15 protein-coding genes, 1 rRNA gene and 4 pseudogenes (1 of these 20 cut by a window edge) are annotated in these 15,879 nt (G+C 47.1%); 3 read left to right on the top strand and 17 right to left on the bottom strand.

The features are described from left to right. Nucleotides 1-214 precede the first annotated feature (214 nt). The 7 genes and pseudogenes from ACGCCZ_RS00690 to ACGCCZ_RS00660 all read right to left on the bottom strand — a co-directional run bounded on the left by ACGCCZ_RS00690 (nucleotide 215) and on the right by ACGCCZ_RS00660 (nucleotide 5,925). The gene (locus ACGCCZ_RS00690) at nucleotides 215-1,552 is read right to left on the bottom strand and encodes a virulence-associated E family protein (protein ID WP_008394605.1); all 1,338 of its coding nucleotides are present in this window, start codon (nucleotides 1,550-1,552) and stop codon (nucleotides 215-217) included. After that, nucleotides 1,521-2,164 (bottom strand): annotated as a pseudogene (locus ACGCCZ_RS00685) (CHC2 zinc finger domain-containing protein). Before ACGCCZ_RS00685 ends, ACGCCZ_RS00690 begins: the two are co-directional and overlap by 32 nt. Nucleotides 2,165-2,230: 66 nt before the next feature. Beyond that, nucleotides 2,231-3,806: pseudogene (gene mobQ, locus ACGCCZ_RS00680) on the bottom strand (MobQ family relaxase). A gap of 109 nt (nucleotides 3,807-3,915) precedes the next feature. Beyond that, nucleotides 3,916-4,764 (bottom strand): MerR family transcriptional regulator, encoded by an 849-nt coding sequence (locus ACGCCZ_RS00675; RefSeq protein WP_054325003.1) that lies wholly within the window; start codon nucleotides 4,762-4,764, stop codon nucleotides 3,916-3,918. Nucleotides 4,765-5,109: 345 nt separating this feature from the next. Next, on the bottom strand, nucleotides 5,110-5,406 hold the full coding sequence (locus tag ACGCCZ_RS00670) for a DUF3847 domain-containing protein (protein WP_002594808.1): 297 nt from the start codon (nucleotides 5,404-5,406) through the stop codon (nucleotides 5,110-5,112). After that, complete coding sequence (locus ACGCCZ_RS00665; protein ID WP_005924748.1) at nucleotides 5,399-5,740, bottom strand: DeoR family transcriptional regulator; 342 nt, start codon at nucleotides 5,738-5,740, stop codon at nucleotides 5,399-5,401. Before ACGCCZ_RS00665 ends, ACGCCZ_RS00670 begins: the two co-directional genes overlap by 8 nt. Continuing rightward, nucleotides 5,737-5,925: a hypothetical protein gene (locus ACGCCZ_RS00660; RefSeq protein WP_002304353.1), complete on the bottom strand. Its 189-nt coding sequence runs from the start codon at nucleotides 5,923-5,925 to the stop codon at nucleotides 5,737-5,739. Before ACGCCZ_RS00660 ends, ACGCCZ_RS00665 begins: the two co-directional genes overlap by 4 nt. Before the next feature lie 483 nt (nucleotides 5,926-6,408). On the opposite strand from ACGCCZ_RS00660, the gene ACGCCZ_RS00655 reads away from it, so the two are divergent. After that, nucleotides 6,409-7,215, top strand: a complete 807-nt coding sequence (locus tag ACGCCZ_RS00655; protein ID WP_007047423.1) for a helix-turn-helix domain-containing protein — start codon at nucleotides 6,409-6,411, stop codon at nucleotides 7,213-7,215. A 98-nt stretch (nucleotides 7,216-7,313) separates the two neighbouring features. Here ACGCCZ_RS00655 and ACGCCZ_RS00650 read toward each other — a convergent pair whose 3' ends face one another. The 4 genes and pseudogenes from ACGCCZ_RS00650 to ACGCCZ_RS00635 all read right to left on the bottom strand — a co-directional run bounded on the left by ACGCCZ_RS00650 (nucleotide 7,314) and on the right by ACGCCZ_RS00635 (nucleotide 9,241). After that, nucleotides 7,314-7,832, bottom strand: a complete 519-nt coding sequence (locus ACGCCZ_RS00650) for a ClbS/DfsB family four-helix bundle protein (protein WP_007047424.1) — start codon at nucleotides 7,830-7,832, stop codon at nucleotides 7,314-7,316. 55 nt (nucleotides 7,833-7,887) lie between these two features. Then, a pseudogene (locus ACGCCZ_RS00645) lies at nucleotides 7,888-8,490 on the bottom strand (Type 1 glutamine amidotransferase-like domain-containing protein). 51 nt (nucleotides 8,491-8,541) lie between these two features. Further along, nucleotides 8,542-8,919, bottom strand: a complete 378-nt coding sequence (locus ACGCCZ_RS00640) for a TnpV protein (RefSeq protein WP_054325002.1) — start codon at nucleotides 8,917-8,919, stop codon at nucleotides 8,542-8,544. Continuing rightward, nucleotides 8,879-9,241 carry a helix-turn-helix domain-containing protein gene (locus ACGCCZ_RS00635; RefSeq protein WP_325213449.1) on the bottom strand — a complete coding sequence of 121 codons (363 nt, stop codon included), beginning with the start codon at nucleotides 9,239-9,241 and terminating at the stop codon, nucleotides 8,879-8,881. The genes ACGCCZ_RS00640 and ACGCCZ_RS00635 overlap by 41 nt, the downstream gene beginning before the upstream one ends. 82 nt (nucleotides 9,242-9,323) lie before the next feature. On the opposite strand from ACGCCZ_RS00635, the pseudogene ACGCCZ_RS00630 reads away from it, so the two are divergent. Together ACGCCZ_RS00630 and ACGCCZ_RS00625 are read left to right on the top strand one after the other, a co-directional pair. Continuing rightward, nucleotides 9,324-9,617 (top strand): annotated as a pseudogene (locus tag ACGCCZ_RS00630) (DUF4261 domain-containing protein); the annotation flags it as partial. 447 nt (nucleotides 9,618-10,064) lie between these two features. After that, nucleotides 10,065-10,460 carry a hypothetical protein gene (locus ACGCCZ_RS00625; RefSeq protein WP_411655041.1) on the top strand — a complete coding sequence of 132 codons (396 nt, stop codon included), beginning with the start codon at nucleotides 10,065-10,067 and terminating at the stop codon, nucleotides 10,458-10,460. Between the two features lie 299 nt (nucleotides 10,461-10,759). Here ACGCCZ_RS00625 and ACGCCZ_RS00620 read toward each other — a convergent pair whose 3' ends face one another. The 6 genes from ACGCCZ_RS00620 to ACGCCZ_RS00595 all read right to left on the bottom strand — a co-directional run. Further along, nucleotides 10,760-11,677 carry a hypothetical protein gene (locus ACGCCZ_RS00620; RefSeq protein WP_411655040.1) on the bottom strand — a complete coding sequence of 306 codons (918 nt, stop codon included), beginning with the start codon at nucleotides 11,675-11,677 and terminating at the stop codon, nucleotides 10,760-10,762. Between the two features lie 170 nt (nucleotides 11,678-11,847). After that, complete coding sequence (locus ACGCCZ_RS00615; RefSeq protein ID WP_411655039.1) at nucleotides 11,848-12,102, bottom strand: hypothetical protein; 255 nt, start codon at nucleotides 12,100-12,102, stop codon at nucleotides 11,848-11,850. 65 nt (nucleotides 12,103-12,167) lie between these two features. Beyond that, on the bottom strand, nucleotides 12,168-12,473 hold the full coding sequence (locus ACGCCZ_RS00610; protein ID WP_054325052.1) for a hypothetical protein: 306 nt from the start codon (nucleotides 12,471-12,473) through the stop codon (nucleotides 12,168-12,170). A gap of 274 nt (nucleotides 12,474-12,747) precedes the next feature. After that, entirely contained in the window at nucleotides 12,748-12,957 is a 210-nt protein-coding gene (locus ACGCCZ_RS00605; protein ID WP_085534383.1) for a hypothetical protein, read from the bottom strand. Between the two features lie 317 nt (nucleotides 12,958-13,274). Next, entirely contained in the window at nucleotides 13,275-14,135 is an 861-nt protein-coding gene (locus ACGCCZ_RS00600; protein WP_411655038.1) for a hypothetical protein, read from the bottom strand. Nucleotides 14,136-14,521: 386 nt separating this feature from the next. After that, nucleotides 14,522-15,879, bottom strand: a 23S ribosomal RNA gene (locus ACGCCZ_RS00595); it runs 1,475 nt beyond the window's last position.

The raw sequence follows: 15,879 nt of genomic DNA, 5'->3' as shown, positions 1-15,879 counted from the left end.
GCCAGACAGAGAACGGTCGGCAACGAAGTCCGGCAACGGGCTTCAAAAGACCTTGCAAACAATCTCAATCTGGCGTTGATTACTATTTATACTTTTCTTTTATTTTTCTGTTGTTTTGGTTGTCAGAGAGGGAAAAAGCCCGGAAATAAGGGATTTCCCCGGCAACCGGCTGCGGCAACGGGATAGCAACGAAGTCGGCAACGGGCTGTCATTTTCAGAATGGAAGCTCCATCTGCTCTGTGACCTCCACAAAACCGTCCATAGATTTTTCGGGCGGGTTGTCGGTGTCCGTTGCCGGGATTTCACGCTCCCAGCCCTTTTGTCTGCCGTATTCCGCAAACATCCTCGGATTGGAAAAGTAGTTCCACCCGGTAATGCACTGGTTCATTATCTCGTTGATTTCCCGGATTTCCCATTGCTTCGGCTCATCAAAGGTGTGGTTTAAGGCTTCCTTGTAGAGCTGCTTGGAGCAGACCGTTTCCCCGGTGTACTTATCAAGGTAAGCCTGTATCATCCCGGCTTTGGTGTCCTCCGGCATAAAATCCCGCTGGTGTTCTTTGAGATACCGCTGCATGGCTGGGCTGAATGACAGCTTGAACATGCCGCTTCGGTAAATCTCCATTGCTTCCGCCCACATCTGGCTGATATAGGCTCTGGAAGCGGCTTCGTCCTCCAAAATGTGAACCTCGGCTTGCTCCGGGTACACCATGACCGGGATAAATCGGCGGTTGCCGGAACGGTCAAGGGGGAGAAAGTCAAGGGCGTTGGAAGTGCCGCCGAACACGCATTGACGGGGGCGGTCTGCCGGGTGAGTTTCATAGGGAATTTTGTAAACCTCTTTCTGGCGGCTTAGAAAGGACTTGATTTCCTCAATGCTCTTGGCATTGGCGGTTGCCATCATTTCCGACATTTCAATTATCCAGTGACCTTGCAGCTTGCGGTACACGTTATCATCGTCCAGCTTCCGCAAATCATCGGAAAACCACTCGTCCCGGACTGCCAGCAGCCGGAAGAAGGTGGATTTGCCAGCCCCCTGACCGCCTACCAGACACAGCATGATTTCAAACTTGCTTCCGGGCTTAAATGCCCTTGTAATCGCCCCCAGCATGAACAGCTTCAAGGCTTCATAGGTGTAATCGTCCACATCAGCTCCCAGAAAGTGCCGCAGACAGAAGCGGATGCGCTCAGTCCCGTCCCATGCAAGGCTGTTCAGAAAATCCCGGATGGGGTGGTACTTATTCTCATTCGCCACAATCCCGATGGCGGTTTCAATCTTTTTCTCACTGGTAAGCCCGTAGGTTTCCTCCAGATAGAGAAGCAGATACTTCATGTCCGTATCGGTCAGGGCTGTGCTTTCTCTGTGAAAACCGATGGGCTTTATGATGTCCTTGCGGTCGGTCAGGATGTTGTAGGCGATTGCCCCGGCAAGCACAGGGTCACGCTGGAATACGGTCAGGCAGTTCCGTATGCTCTGGCGGACGCCGCCTTTCTCGGTGGTTTCCAGAGTTGCCTTTACTTCCTCAACGCTCTGGGGCGGCTGCATGGCGTTCATGGTGTTTTTTAGTTCTTGCTGCGTCTGCGGCTGCAAGCTCTGCCATTCGCTGTTCAAGCTGTATCACATCCTTTCCGTAGTCCATAATCAAAACCGCTTTTTCCTCTGTCTCCCCGAACAGCAGCACATCCAGCAGATATTCCACATGGGCTTGCTTCTGCAAGGCTTCCACGAACCGGGGATGAAACGCTTCCTCCGGGGAGTGCGGGGCATAGTCGGTTTTCCATACCCGTAAGAGGTGTAGATAATCGGCAAGGACACGGAAGCAATGTGCCTTTGCTTCCCGGAACTGTTCTTCCGGGGATTTCTGCCGGGGCTTGGGCTTCCTTGCCCTGCCCGGTGGCTTCCAGTCCTCATAGGCAAGCCCGAAGTCACTCGCCAACTGTGCGGCGGCTTCCTTTTCCCCAGCCCGTACAGGGCAGCTACAAAATCAATCACATCCCCATCTGCACCACATCCGAAGCAGTGGAAACGCTTGTCCAGCTTCATGCTGGGGGTCTTATCGTTGTGGAACGGGCAGCAAGCCATCCCGTTTCTGTTTACCCGGATTCCGTAATGCTCCGCAGCCTGTCTTGTCGTAACGGACTGCTTCACAGCTTCAAATACATTCAAATCAATTCCTCCTTGTAAAAAAGAAAAGGCACTTATCATTCTCAATCTGAAAATGGCAAGTGCCTGTTAAAGTTCCATATCCTGTTGTTTGTGTTTCGTCTGCGCCGGGGCGTTTTTCTGTGCTTTCTTCTCGTCAGCCTTTATCCTGCAAGACTTCTTTGAGGGGCTGCTTCTTGGGCGGCTCTTTGCTTTCCTCTGTGCCGGGTGTGGCTTTCCGTACCCAGTAGCGGATGTCCCGCAGCTTCTTCAAATCTTCCTGCACCTCGGTCAACGGTACTTTCAAGTCTGCGATTTCGCCCACAAGCTTCGCCTGTTCCTGCAAAAGCTCCTTTTTCGTGCTGTCCTTATCATCCGGGTGCTTGGCAAGGTAGGCACTGGCTTTCTCAAACCGGGCAACCTCCGGGTGTTCCAGCTTGAATTTTTCCTTAGTTTTCTTGAAAAATATCTTCTGGTATTTCTCATAAACGGGCTTACATTCCTTACAGTCCGTCCGGGCGGCAAGGATAGCGTCAATCACGTTGCTGCGGGTTTCCTTTGGCTTCATCTGCTTTCGGTAGTCGGCGGCAGATTTCCCGGACGTTTCTATAAAGTTTTCCAAATCCTCCACGGTGGAAAGTCCCTTTCTCTGAAGATAGGACAGGGCTTCGCTGACTGCCTTTAAGTCTTTGGAAGTTCCACGGTTTTGTCCCGCCCGTGTCCAGTCGCTCCGTTCTGCCTTTCGTACCTCCATGTACTTCATCAACAGATTGGGAAGAAATACCGCTTCCTCCGCAGCTTTTTCCGCAAGCAGTTCTTTTCGTTTTTCACTAAGCTCGATAATCCAGCCTTTGAGATTTTTAATAAGCTGCCGGATAGACTTCATCAGGCTGTTGGCGGCTTTGATTTCCCGGTTCAGATTTCCGATGTTGGTCTGAATCCCTCGCTTTTCCATCTGCCGGACAGCAGCACCCTCATGGACGGTAGGGATAATATCAAGCCCCTGTCTTTCATAAGAACGGAGATCCACCCGCTCCGGGCGGTTGTTGGCTTCCAGATAGCGGTTCTGGATGATCTCCCATTCATGCCGCCAGATTTCACAATACTTGCGGTCGTTCCAGTCAACCGTATCTTCCTTGTGACTTTTCCATCTGCCGGACGGAAGTTTTATCCGTTCCCCGTTCTCGTCAAGGTCATAAACCTTGCGGCTCTTGGGAAGCCATTTCCCATGTTCATCCATTGCCCGCATAGTCAGCATGACATGAGCGTGAGGGTTTCCGTCCCCTTTGTCATGGATGGCAAAATCCACGCACATTCCTTTGGAAACAAACTGCTGATTGCAGAAATCCCGGACAAGGGCGGCGTACTGGTCGGGCGGTATCTCTCTGGGAATGGAAAGCACCCACCGCCTTGCAAGCTGGGAGTTCCATTGCTTCTCAACAGCTTCGGCGGCGTTCCATAAGGTATTGCGGTCTGCATACTCTGGCGGGGCATTTGCCGGGAGCAGGATTTCATTATGGACGATACCACGCTTTTCTGGGTAGTGCTTCACTTGCTGGTCGTATTCACAGAACAGCTTTTCGCCGCTTTGGTAAGCAGCGGCGGCAACAGCAGACTGGCGGTTGCTACGCTGGACGATGGAGATTTGATTGTGTGGACAGGGCATTTAGTGTTCCTCCTTTCCGATTTTAGGTATAAAAAAAGCAGGAGACCTTTTTCAGATTTCCTGCTTGGTGTGCCGCTGGGGGCGGCGGGTATTTAGTTAAAATTCAAGATTACTTAACTTTATAATAGTTTTCTATTGCCTGTGCAAAGAAATCAGAAGCCCCTTCACCGTATTTTTCGTCTATCATTGGTTTGATTTGTTCATTGCGGTAATACTGCGCCTGTGCCATCATAAAGCCTTTTTCTTCTTTTATCTGGGCAAGCTGTTTCATAACAAAGCCATATTCTCCAACAAGCTCTTTTACTTCAAAAGAATCTATGTCACAATTCTGTTTTGCAATCAGTTTTTGCAAAATCGCTTCTATCCGTTTGTTATAGCTTTCTGCAACTTCTTTGCTGACGGGAGTTCGGGCAACAGACAGAAACTTGTCCTTTCCACCATACCATTCAACTACCTTTGCATAGCCTTTCTGCATTTCTTCCGAAGATACGACTTCCATATAATGCTTTTTCCATTGTTCAATGCTACCAAATTCTTTAATTGCAATGTTTCTCATATTCTCCGGCATATGCTCAAGCATGGTTTGGAACATTTCTTCTACTTCTGTTTTGGTAAAAATTGTAAAATCCATTTTGTTCTCTCCTTTCAGAATGTCATCAATGCTGGCAATCAGACGTTCCATTCGTTCTTTCTTTGTTACCAACATTTTTCGCTGTACTTGTAGAATCTGATTTCTTTCAAGAGCCGGATTGTCCAAAACAGCTTTGATTTCTTTCAAGGAGATATCAAACTCACGGAAAAATAAAATCTGTTGTAATGTTTCCAGTGCCTTATCGTCATAAAGCCGGTATCCCGCATCACTTTTTTCTGTTGGCTTTAACAACCCGATTTCATCATAATAGTGAAGCGTGCGAACGCTGATACCTGTTAAATCTGATATTTCTTTTACTGTCCTCATAGCTGCTGACCTCCTGTTCCTGATAAGGTAACTTTAATCTATGACGTTCCGTGAGAGTCAATAGGCATTTTCATTTTTTAGTATAACATTTTTCATTTCTTCTCAAAAGACAGAAAACTGATTCTGTAAAACTTGTCGGCTGGGAACAGCTTGCAACGCAAGGTGTCCCCAGATGGCAAGTCCACAAAAGGGTAGCTGGCGAAAGCCAGCGCAGGGGAAGTGTAGCGTCCCCTGTTTGATTTGGAGCAGACCGTGGCTGCGGAAAATTACAGCCCTCCGGCGAGGAGCCTTCGGAGAACGCAATGCACCAACCTTTGGGTGGTGTATAATTGCGCCCTTAGTAAACTAAGGGGTTTCCGGCTTCTCCCGTTCCAGCAGTTTTTTCAATAGTTCCTGCGTGTCCTGCCTGTGAAAAATGAGTTTCAACAGCAGCATGACATCATCATCTGTCAGGCGTTCCGGCTCTTGCAGAAAACTTTCCAGCATACCGCCACGAGTACAGAGCCGGTGCGTCCGTTCCTTTCGGGTAAGCTGCTTCAACTGGTGCTGCAATGCCTTTTCATCATTGATGGCTTTCCGCAGTTTCTTTTCGCTTTTTTCCAACTCCCGGTTGAGCTTTTCCAGTTTTGAGGTATCAGGCAAGGGCAGCGTCCTCCTTTCCCGGTATCAGCACATAAATCCTGTTTGGTTCTCCAATGCCCTGACGCACCCGCATGATAAGTCCGGCGGTTTCCAGTTCATTCAGAGAACGCTTGACCGTCATGGGGCTGCGGGACAGGACTGCGGCAATGGCTGTGATGGGGAAGCAGACAAACAGGATTCCGTTCTCGTCCTCCTTCCCTTTGGATAGCATAGCGTCCAGCATCCGGCAGTACATGACCTTTGCGGTGCTGCTGACTGGAAATCCTGTCAACGCTCTGGGAAATGGCATACAGGGCGGTAATGGTGTGTCTATCGTCATAAATTCAAAATTCATTCGGTGTGTTCCTCCTTTTTCTTTGCTCGTTTGGATAAATAACGGGGGCAGTCAATCACAACCGCCCGGAAGCTCTGCTTGCACCCATGCTGGCATTTCCGGCATAATTCGTTGTAAGTGACACGCCCCCGGTCATTGAGGTAAAAGGAAAGCTCATGCTTCCTCTTTTTGCTCATTCTCGGCATATTGTGTTTCCTCCCGTTTTCGTGTATGGTTTCGGGGCGATTTTCGGCAAAATTACAGCCATAGAGCCGCTTAAAATCTCCCGAAGTATCAGCGATAGGGTAGACTATCCCCCTATCAGATTGTCGTGTTTCGGTATCATTTCGGTGTCAGTTCGCCAGTTCTCCCCGGTGTCGTTCCTCCCCTGAATCTCACAGCGGCGTATCGCTCCCTTTGGTACGCTCGTTTCGGTCAGGGTTCCTCCATATCCCTGCCAAAAGTCATGGCGCTACATCGCCGGGGAAGCATATCCCACACAGGCTGGTCATTCGATTGGAATAATCCATCGATGAACTACCTGTATCATAGAACATTTTTGTGCCCTGTGCCGTATGTCCACAAAGTAGGAATTAGGGGTAAAAATCAGAAATTTCCACGATTGCGGAAAGTGTGATATAATCCAGTTAAACGGCAACAATGAAACCGCCGGAAAGGAGCGTGCACCCATGAAAGGAGCAACAAGCATACAGGAACGCCTTTGGGAACTCCGCAAGGACAAAGGCTTAAATCTGGAAGAACTTTCAAAGCTGACGGGTATTTCTAAATCAGCCCTTGGCAGTTATGAAAAAGAAGATTTTAAGGAAATCAATCATGGAAACCTCATCACGCTGGCAGACTTCTATGGGGTTTCCGTTGATTATCTGCTGTGCCGGACAGAGAACAAGGAGCAGATCAACACGCCATTGACGGAGCTGCATTTGAACGATGAGATGGTTGCACTTCTGAAAAGCGGTCGGATTAACAACCGTCTGCTCTGTGAGCTTGCCACACATAAAGATTTTATCAAGTTTCTTGCAGACATTGAGATTTATGTGGACGGGATTGCCACCATGCAGATTCAAAACCTCAATGCACTTGTTGATACCGTCCGGCATGAAATCATTGAACGGTATCGCCCCGGCGAAGATGACCCGCATTTGAAAGTGCTGCAAGCTGCCCATATCAGTGATGATGAATATTTCAGCCACATGGTTCTGGATGACCTCAACCTGATTATCCGGGATATTCGGGAATCCCACAAAAAGGACAGTGAAAGTGCGCCCCAGACCACCGTTGCCGATGAACTGAAAGAAAATCTGGAAGCCGTCGAAAATTTCAAGGGCAGCCGTTTGGAAAAACTGGCAATGCTTTACTGCAAGCAACTCGGTATCAACTACAAAAATTTATCGGAAGAAGAATTTCGCTGGCTGATTCGGATTCTCCAAAAATCAAAGAAAATGGGAACGCCTATCAGCCAGAGGAAAAAATGGTAAAGAAAAACCGCTGTTGCATGGTTTGTTGGCTTCATTCCATGTAGCAGCGGTTCGTGCTGTGATTATTCAGTTAGAATTTCTGAAAGACAAGCTGGAAGTTATAGTGCAATCTTTTTCCATTTTCTAATCTTGGTTCTAAAGGTTCCGAACGGAGCAACTGTATTAACATGTATGAATTTGTATACTTCCCAGACGGCTGTTTTAGTTGCTTCGTCAGCCCATTTTCTCATATGTGGTTTAAATAATTCTTCCTCACTCAGAGAATCAATCATTGCATAAATAGAGTTGATATTCTCATTCAATCTGTCTTTCAATTCTTGCAGTGACAGCTGGGCATATGTATCTGTGAACCATTGATATAATTCGCCAAGCTGATTCCACTTAAAATTATCCGAAGGAGTTTTGACAGGAATACCCTTTCTTTCGTCTGATTCCCATTTAATAACAAGAGTTGTCCAGCCGACCTGATAAGCAAGATTTTCAGCTGGAGTTCGATCGATCTCATCAACTCTCTTATCTTTTAAATGCTCAGGAATATCATTAAATTCTGAAATATACTTTGCAAAGCTTTTATTTATCTCGTTTTTAAGCTCGTCTTTATTCTCATATGTTCTCAATAGTCTATCCCCCTCAGCTTCCGATTTTCCGGTTTCAAAAACAGGAATTTTCAAATTAGTCTTTGCAAATAACCTTTGAACCTTCACCATCAATTACAATTCCCTGACGGTTGTTAATTGGGCATAGATTCAAATCCGAAAACTCAGTCATTATTTTCTCGGTAACTTTCTTAAATGGTGCTGTAAGATAATGCGGAAGAACATAGAAATCAATCAAATCAAGCCCTGCATCATCTTCTTGTGAGTAGTCCTCTGGCTTTTCATCCATTTGCTCGATATATTGGATGCTTGGAGCGCATATAATTGCGCCTGCCGACTCGCCAATCATCAATTTTCCATTTGCCAATTCCTTTTTCAGCAGCCCATCAGCTCCCGTCTTACGGAGCTAGTCCATAAGAAAAAAAGAATTTCCGCCGGTAAAATATATCACATCTGCATTTTCAAAAACAGACTGTATCGTTGAATAAGCCTCCGTTGAAATATCAATTTCAGTTACGATTGCTCCCAACTTTTTGAATAATTTTCGAGCCGAGCCGACATAACCGATATAGCCTTCACGCAACGAAGCTGTTGGAATAAATGCGACTTTCTTATTTTCAATTTCTTCCTTTATCAGACTTCCTACACTTGAAAAGTGCGAACATAAAAATAGTTTCATCAATATTCTCCTTTATAGATTTCGATTTATCATAATTATTCTACCATATCGTTATGAATAAATCATCTCATGCAAAACAATTTCTTCTGCCCGGTTGCGAATGTTATTGCAACGCTGCACCCATTCCATTTGACAGGTACGCTTTAATTCCTCAGTCACACCCTCGGCAGCTTTCATCTGCTCCATGATGGTATCGAACCGCTTCTGTGCCTGTTCGTTCAGGTCTGCAAGATATGTCCACAATTCTCCGGTCAGTATCAATGTGTTCAATCTGGCTGGATGGACTTCTCTTAAATATTCCCGGTGCATCCGTCCATATTTTCCGATGGGGCGGTGTTCCTCCGGCAGTTTCAAGTCTGGGATGTAGTAATCTCCGACAAGAATATAATCAATTCCATTTTCCGTTATTCTTGGTTTCAATTCGCTCATGTTCCTTACCTCCTGTGGAAGTAGGCTCGTCTGGTACTAACTCAATCACATCGGTAATCTCACAATTCAGCGTTTCGCAGATACGGGCTAATGTATCCATGCTGATGTGCTTTCCCTCTTTGCTCATGTTGGCAATCATATTTGTTGTCATACCAGCAGCAAGCCTTAAATCCTCTTTTCTCATATCACGCTCTAACAGTGTGTGCCAGAGTGGTTTATAGCTGATGTGCATATTGTTTTCCTGCCTTTCTATCCATACCACCGGGGCGGCTGCCCCGGCAGGAACTTTTCTCTTATTATAACACCAATCTTGTGAAATCACAATTTATTCTTGTAGACTGCCGCTGATACCGTCTGGATTGTGCTTTTCCTTTCGTTTTTTGTTCCAACTAATTAGCCATGAGCTGGTAGATACCTTGGGGATGTACGCGCTTGGCCTTCCAGACGTACAATACCACTTCCATGAAATGGACCCAAATCATGTGGTAAACCATGCCTACTGCCTGGCCTCGTATCTATTCCAAAACAATTCTCCAATCCAGTCTGGCGAAACGGTTGACGGAATTGGACCGGATGGAAATATCCAAAGGGGCATACAATGGAGATGTCAATACGAACATGCACTCATTCAACCGGCAAGAGAAGTTTTGGACATATGCCCTGGAATTTATGCCTCCGGTTTCCGGGAGGAAGGCTAAGGAGATTTGTAGTAAGCCTTTTCATATCTGGCCAAATGGTAGATGGCATTGGACCGGACGGAAATATCCAAAGAAGCATTCCATGGAGATGTCCATACGAACACGCATTCATTCAACCGGCAAGGGAAGTTTCGGACATATGCCCTGGGATTTATGCTTCCGGTTTCCGGGAAGAAGGTTAAGGAGATTTGTAGTAAGCCTTTTCATATCTGGCCAAACGGTAGATGGCATTGGACCGGACGGGAATATCCAAAGGGCCATTCCATGGAGATGTCCATACGAACACGCATTCATTCAATCGGCAAGGGAAGTTTCGGACATATACCCTGGGATTTATGCCTCCGGTTTCCGGGAAGAAGGCTAAGGAGGTTTGTAGTAAGCCTTTTCATAGCTGGCGAAAACGGTTGACGGAATTGGACTGGATGGGAATATCCAAAGAGCCATTCCGTGGAGCTGTCCATACGAACACGCATTCATTCAACCGGCAAGGGAAGTTTCGGACATATACCCTGGGATTTATGCCTCCGGTTTCCGGGAAGAAGGCTAAGGAGGTTTGTAGTAAGCCTTTTCATAGCTGGCGAAACGGTTGACGGAATTGGACTGGATGGGAATATCCAAAAAGAGCCATTCCATGGAGCTGTCCATACGAACACGCATTCATTCAACCGGCAAGGGAAGTTTCGGACATATACCCTGGGATTTATGCTTCCGGTACCCGGGAAGAAGGCTAAGAGGATTGTGGTAACCCTTTTTATAACGGCAAAAAATCTGGTTGCGGAGAATGTTTTCCACAGCATTGCCGGCCTCTGTGGAAAACGGATTCAAAAAGTTTCAAGAGAATAACGGTAACAATAAAGGGCCTGTGCAATTGGACCGATCTCTTTCCGAAGTACACTGAAAACGAAATAACAAGATGGGAGAGGATCTATTCAACGCGTAAAGAATAGAAAAGTGCACTCGTCCAAATGCCTTTCGCAATATACAAAAAATCCCCAGCCTCGCTGTAGAAAACAGCCGAAGGCTGGGGTTTTGTTTTATTGAAAAGTAAGGAGCCTCTTTCATCAGCGGGTAAAATGGTTACACATTGGCAATCATTTATCATTTCTTATGAGTTTTACCCCATTCTGCAAAAATTCTTTCCATCATCCGGTAGTTCTCCCCTTTTTCTCCTGCATAAAGGCAGCTATCAAATATAGAAGGCATACCGCGAATACAATTTCTATCCCGCCAACCAAGGACAACCCGACGGAAAAGACCACATTCTGAACAAACATGGGATCGAGCAGCCATTGAAGAGTGGGAAGAACCATGAACAAAATGGCAAAATACAGGGCATTCCCCGCCAAATACGTCGAGAGCCGCATCCTTCCATAGAAAAGAAGGACAGCCAGGCCCGCAAGCAGCCATTTTGACAGGGCCAGAAACAGGCCGTCCAGAAATGTCCCTGCGTTGGAAGCCCACGAAAAGAAGGCCATGTCCTGGCGGGAAATGACCGCCTGGTTTCCCATGAAATAAACGATCCGGCAAGCGCCCTCTGCCAGCACTCCTGCGAGGGCAGCGGCGGCAAACCACCCATATTTTCCCCGCTCCTGTAAAAACAGGCAACGTATGGAACCGCCTTGCGGCGGCGCGGTTTGCCTCCCAGCAGCCATCTGGCGGAATCCACCGAGCGCCGCCATCAAAATCGACGCCCAAACCATTTTTGGAAAGGCCCAAATACAAATACTCCATCCGCTCCCAACGGAAGACGGGAAAACAACTGCAAACAAACCGGCGAACAGAAGGAAAATCACAAACCAGCCCCACGCCAAAAGCGTATAGCGCCGCAAACTCAACTGGTTTTTCAAAAGATAAATTCCCAAATACACAATCATTGCAATCGAAAGCCCCAAGACAAGGATTTTTGCACGTGGCTCAAAACTCCATGGGCGGTCTGTGCAGAAAAAATCTGTTCCCGACGCCACCCCATAATATAGAATCATGGAGAGAACCGCCAGGACAGCAATCCCTGCTCCTAGAAATTTTCCCTTTTTTCCAAATGCGCCGCTCCTTGCCATCATAGAAGTGCCTCTCAATCTATTGCGTTAATTGGAACCTGGTGTTACTTCAATAATAGGTAAATATTCCGTCTGAATTAGAGGTGTTTCTCTGCCCCCCTTTGATCTCTAGACATGTCTCGTCCACAAACACATTCCAATTGATTTACTGGATTTCGATACCGGATGGCCGCTCATCGTATCCATTGGGCAAGAAAAGAAACCACCCAAACAACCGCCAAGATTGCCAACGTTTCCAAAAAGGAACGCAGGACCGCTTTGACGATTGCCTTTTTATCCTCTTTTTGCGTCTCCGGGATGCACGAAAAGTCCGGCAAATAGGCGGTTCCCGCAACTACTGCCAAAAAAGCTTTCAGGATCATCCAACTACCAAGAAGAAATACCGAGCCAAAGAGCTGACAAGAACTGCCGGTTTTAATAAACATCATTTTTCACTTAGATTCCATAGCCAGCCGGAGAAATTCAATTTTCCTCTTCTCCAGAGGAACTGACGCTATCTCCCAAAAGTTTCCGGATGCAAAAGGAATGCCGCCAAAAAGCACGCCGCAAATAACGCAATAGTCGTGCAAACGCCATACACAGTTGCCTTTGCAATCTTCCGGCGCTTTTCCACAAGCTCTTCCGGAATCCTGCCATAATAGAAGCTCAGGCTGTCTAACAAGATCGCGAAAAGCAGAAGCGGGATGCTGATATAAAAATATTTCTCCGGCAAAATGAGTGCAATCAATGAGGGAAGCACCCCAACATATAAACCATAGCGCCGGACAAGTTCATAGATACGAATCAAGAAACGATGCAATGGAATCCTCCTAAAATCGAATCGTTCGAATCCCGGAACCCTTTGAAATTGAATATTTTCTGTATACGCCCCCGTAGTTCCGTTGGATAGAGCGGTCGCCTCCTAACAATCGAATCGTTCGAATCCCGGAGCCTTGTATAACTGAATAATTTCCGTATATGCCCCCGTACCTCACCGGAATAGAGGGTCCGCCTCCTAAAAATAACATCAACACGCCACCGAATATACAGGAAAGGTTTAAGTGCTGTGCAAAAGATTCGCGGTATGGTGACCATTATCCAAACGGCAGAGACACAAGCAGCGCAAAAATACGGCCACTGCCAACCCCGATAAGCGTTCTCCAAAGAAATACTTCTATAATCGCCTCGCTTCTTCCATCCACATCTTCAGATATTTTACAAAAGTGCGTATTGGCCGCCGTTGTCATCCAGATGGCAACAATCGAAGAATCCAATACCTGTCCGGATAAAACAGTGTTAGCCACGGTACAATGCCGCATACAGCGTAGATATCAATTAGTTTAATAGCGATAGGGACGCCCCTGCTTTTTGCGGAGGCTGTCCCTATTAAAAATATTCATTCCATACTTTACTTTTGTAAAAATTCATAGAACTTCATCCGTGCCTGCCTCACCAAAGACTTCCCAAGCAAATTGCCTCCTGCGAGCCGTTATAGGAATCGCGTTGGTAAGAACCTCTTCCTTATTGCGCTCTATGATGGCTTGTACTTGAGCCCCTGTTTGAACAAGAATACTCGAAATGGAAAACAGATTACGCAGAGCAAAACACACGCCATAAAATATTAGGCAGCGCCCAAAAAACGGCAAAGAGCCCTGACGCCACAAGTACAGCGCGCAAAACGGTTTTTGCAATCTCTTTGTTCCGATTCTCCGCTTGCTTTGGAACTTTGGAGAAGTCGAGACTCGCAATCGTAACACCCAGCCATCCCACCAAAACCCTTGCCGCACCGTTTTCGTATGGCAAAAAGAATATCGCGCCAAAAAGCATGCTCGACCCAAAAAACATAATCAAAGGCCGGTAATCTTGAAAAAACGCGATCAGCTTTTCTGTAAAATGCACTCAGTAAAGCCCCCCTGAAAAAATTGCCTCCGGAGAACCGTAGTAGGTTCCTCCCATCGTCAAATCCTGAGCGAAAAACCCCGTTTCGTAATAGGCAAATGTACCGTCTGAATAAGAAACCTCCCGATACTGCTTCTTCATAGTAACGCTTATTTCCGATCCTGTGCCAAATACCGGCGGATTGATTGAAGGAATTCCTGCAGCCCAAACAAAGTGCCTCTGCCACTGCCGCAGCTCCAAGAGAAATTGCCCCTGCCGCAGAAAGGATAGGAACAACAGCGTTTGCCACCCACGCCAAAGCAGACATGCTTTCTGCTGTAGACATACTATAATATTTTTCGACTCCGCCAAACCAAGGGCCATAAACCAGTCCGCCTTTTGCCGCGGCCTCCTGGTTAATTTTTGCTACTTCGCTTTCCGAATGCACACGATTTCCGTACAAAAGCAAATTTTTCTGCATCCGGGCTTTATCCGCCTGCGTCACGTTCTCCGGTAGCTGGATCGCTTCCACGCCGGTATCCCTTTGTAAATAAACTATATTCGACGTAGCTTTTGGGCTGTCTATCTCTACCGCGTTTGCCATAGGAATGGAAACCATGACGAGAACCAACATCATGCAAAGGCGGATGATTCGCATAGCCATTCTCTTTTGAAAATAAAAACCTTCTTATATTTTCACCCTTCACAATATCCTTCAAACAAAATAAACAGCCCATCGGAATCACGCTCTTTAAATGGTCTCAAAACAAAATTATCTATTACTTATAATACAATCATATTCTATTATCGTACATATATTTTATAAATAAAAAGCAATTCCGTTTACAATTCTAATTCTACAATATATACAAACAATTCACACAATAAAAAAAGACTCATCCAAATCGGATGAGTCTTTTGCCAGTACACTGAAAACTGAATAAAGATTTAAGATAGAAGCTAACTGAAAAAGCTTTGAACCAAGGAACTATGGTCAAGCCCTCGGCCTATTAGTACTGCCAAGCTGAACATGTTACCATGCTTACACACGCAGCCTATCAACCTTGTAGTCTTCAAGGGGCCTTACTAGCTTACGCTATGGGATATCTTATCTTGGAGTCGGCTTCACGCTTAGATGCTTTCAGCGTTTATCCGATCCGCACATAGTTGCCCAGCTGTGCTCCTGGCGGAACAACTGGTGCGCCAGAGGTGCGTCCATCCCGGTCCTCTCGTACTAAGGACAGCTCTCCTCAAATATCCTACGCCCACGACAGATAGGGACCGAACTGTCTCACGACGTTCTGAACCCAGCTCGCGTACCACTTTAATCGGCGAACAGCCGAACCCTTGGGACCGAATACAGCCCCAGGATGTGATGAGCCGACATCGAGGTGCCAAACCTCCCCGTCGATGTGGACTCTTGGGGGAGATCAGCCTGTTATCCCCAGGGTAGCTTTTATCCGTTGAGCGACGGCAATTCCACTCTCATACCGCCGGATCACTAACTCCAACTTTCGTTACTGCTCGGGCCGTCACCCTCGCAGTTAGGCTGGCTTACGCGTTTACACTCTAAAGCACGGTTTCCGTCCGTGCTGAGCCAACCTTTGAGCGCCTCCGTTACCTTTTTGGAGGCGACCGCCCCAGTCAAACTGCCCGTCTAACAATGTCCCCCGGCCGGATTCACGGCCGCAGGTTAGAATTCCAGCAACTTAAGGGTGGTATCCCAAGGGTGACTCCACCAACACTGGCGTGCTGGCTTCCCAGTCTCCCACCTATCCTGTACATAAATTACCGAAACCCAATATTAAACTGCAGTAAAGCTCCATGGGGTCTTTCCGTCTTGTCGCGGGTAACCGGCATCTTCACCGGTACTACAATTTCGCCGGGCGGGTAATTGAGACAGTGCCCAGATCGTTACACCATTCGTGCGGGTCGGAACTTACCCGACAAGGAATTTCGCTACCTTAGGACCGTTATAGTTACGGCCGCCGTTTACTGGGGCTTCAATTCAATGCTTGCACATCTCCTCTTAACCTTCCAGCACCGGGCAGGTGTCAGCCCCTATACTTCATCTTTCGATTTAGCAGAGACCTGTGTTTTTGCTAAACAGTCGCCTGGGCCTATTCACTGCGGCCACGTCTCCGTGGCGTCCCTTTTCCCTAAGTTACGGGACCAATTTGCCGAGTTCCTTAACTACCCTTCTCCCGTTGGCCTTAGAATTCTCTTCCCATCTACCTGTGTCGGTTTGCGGTACGGGCGCCTCAGATATACAATAAGCTTTTCTCGCCCCCCGTCCAGCATGCTTCCCTACTCTAATTTCGGTCCCTTACGCCCGGGGCGACCATCGC

This window comes from Anaeromassilibacillus sp. SJQ-1 (assembly GCF_046693725.1).
Taxonomy (GTDB): Bacteria; Bacillota; Clostridia; order Oscillospirales; family Acutalibacteraceae; genus Anaeromassilibacillus.
Note: the sequence above shows the minus strand (reverse complement) of the source record. Positions and strands in the feature narration are given on the sequence as shown.

What these genes read in the sequence shown, in the direction of transcription:
- ACGCCZ_RS00690 (WP_008394605.1), bottom strand. Translation starts at nt 1,552, where the DNA reads ATGAACGCCATGCAGCCGCCCCAGAGCGTTGAGGAAGTAAAGGCAACT.
- ACGCCZ_RS00675 (WP_054325003.1), bottom strand. Translation starts at nt 4,764, where the DNA reads ATGAGGACAGTAAAAGAAATATCAGATTTAACAGGTATCAGCGTTCGC.
- ACGCCZ_RS00665 (WP_005924748.1), bottom strand. Translation starts at nt 5,740, where the DNA reads ATGAATTTTGAATTTATGACGATAGACACACCATTACCGCCCTGTATG.
- ACGCCZ_RS00660 (WP_002304353.1), bottom strand. Translation starts at nt 5,925, where the DNA reads ATGCCGAGAATGAGCAAAAAGAGGAAGCATGAGCTTTCCTTTTACCTC.
- ACGCCZ_RS00655 (WP_007047423.1), top strand. Translation starts at nt 6,409, where the DNA reads ATGAAAGGAGCAACAAGCATACAGGAACGCCTTTGGGAACTCCGCAAG.
- ACGCCZ_RS00640 (WP_054325002.1), bottom strand. Translation starts at nt 8,919, where the DNA reads ATGAGCGAATTGAAACCAAGAATAACGGAAAATGGAATTGATTATATT.
- ACGCCZ_RS00620 (WP_411655040.1), bottom strand. Translation starts at nt 11,677, where the DNA reads ATGATGGCAAGGAGCGGCGCATTTGGAAAAAAGGGAAAATTTCTAGGA.
- ACGCCZ_RS00615 (WP_411655039.1), bottom strand. Translation starts at nt 12,102, where the DNA reads ATGATGTTTATTAAAACCGGCAGTTCTTGTCAGCTCTTTGGCTCGGTA.
- ACGCCZ_RS00600 (WP_411655038.1), bottom strand. Translation starts at nt 14,135, where the DNA reads ATGGCAAACGCGGTAGAGATAGACAGCCCAAAAGCTACGTCGAATATA.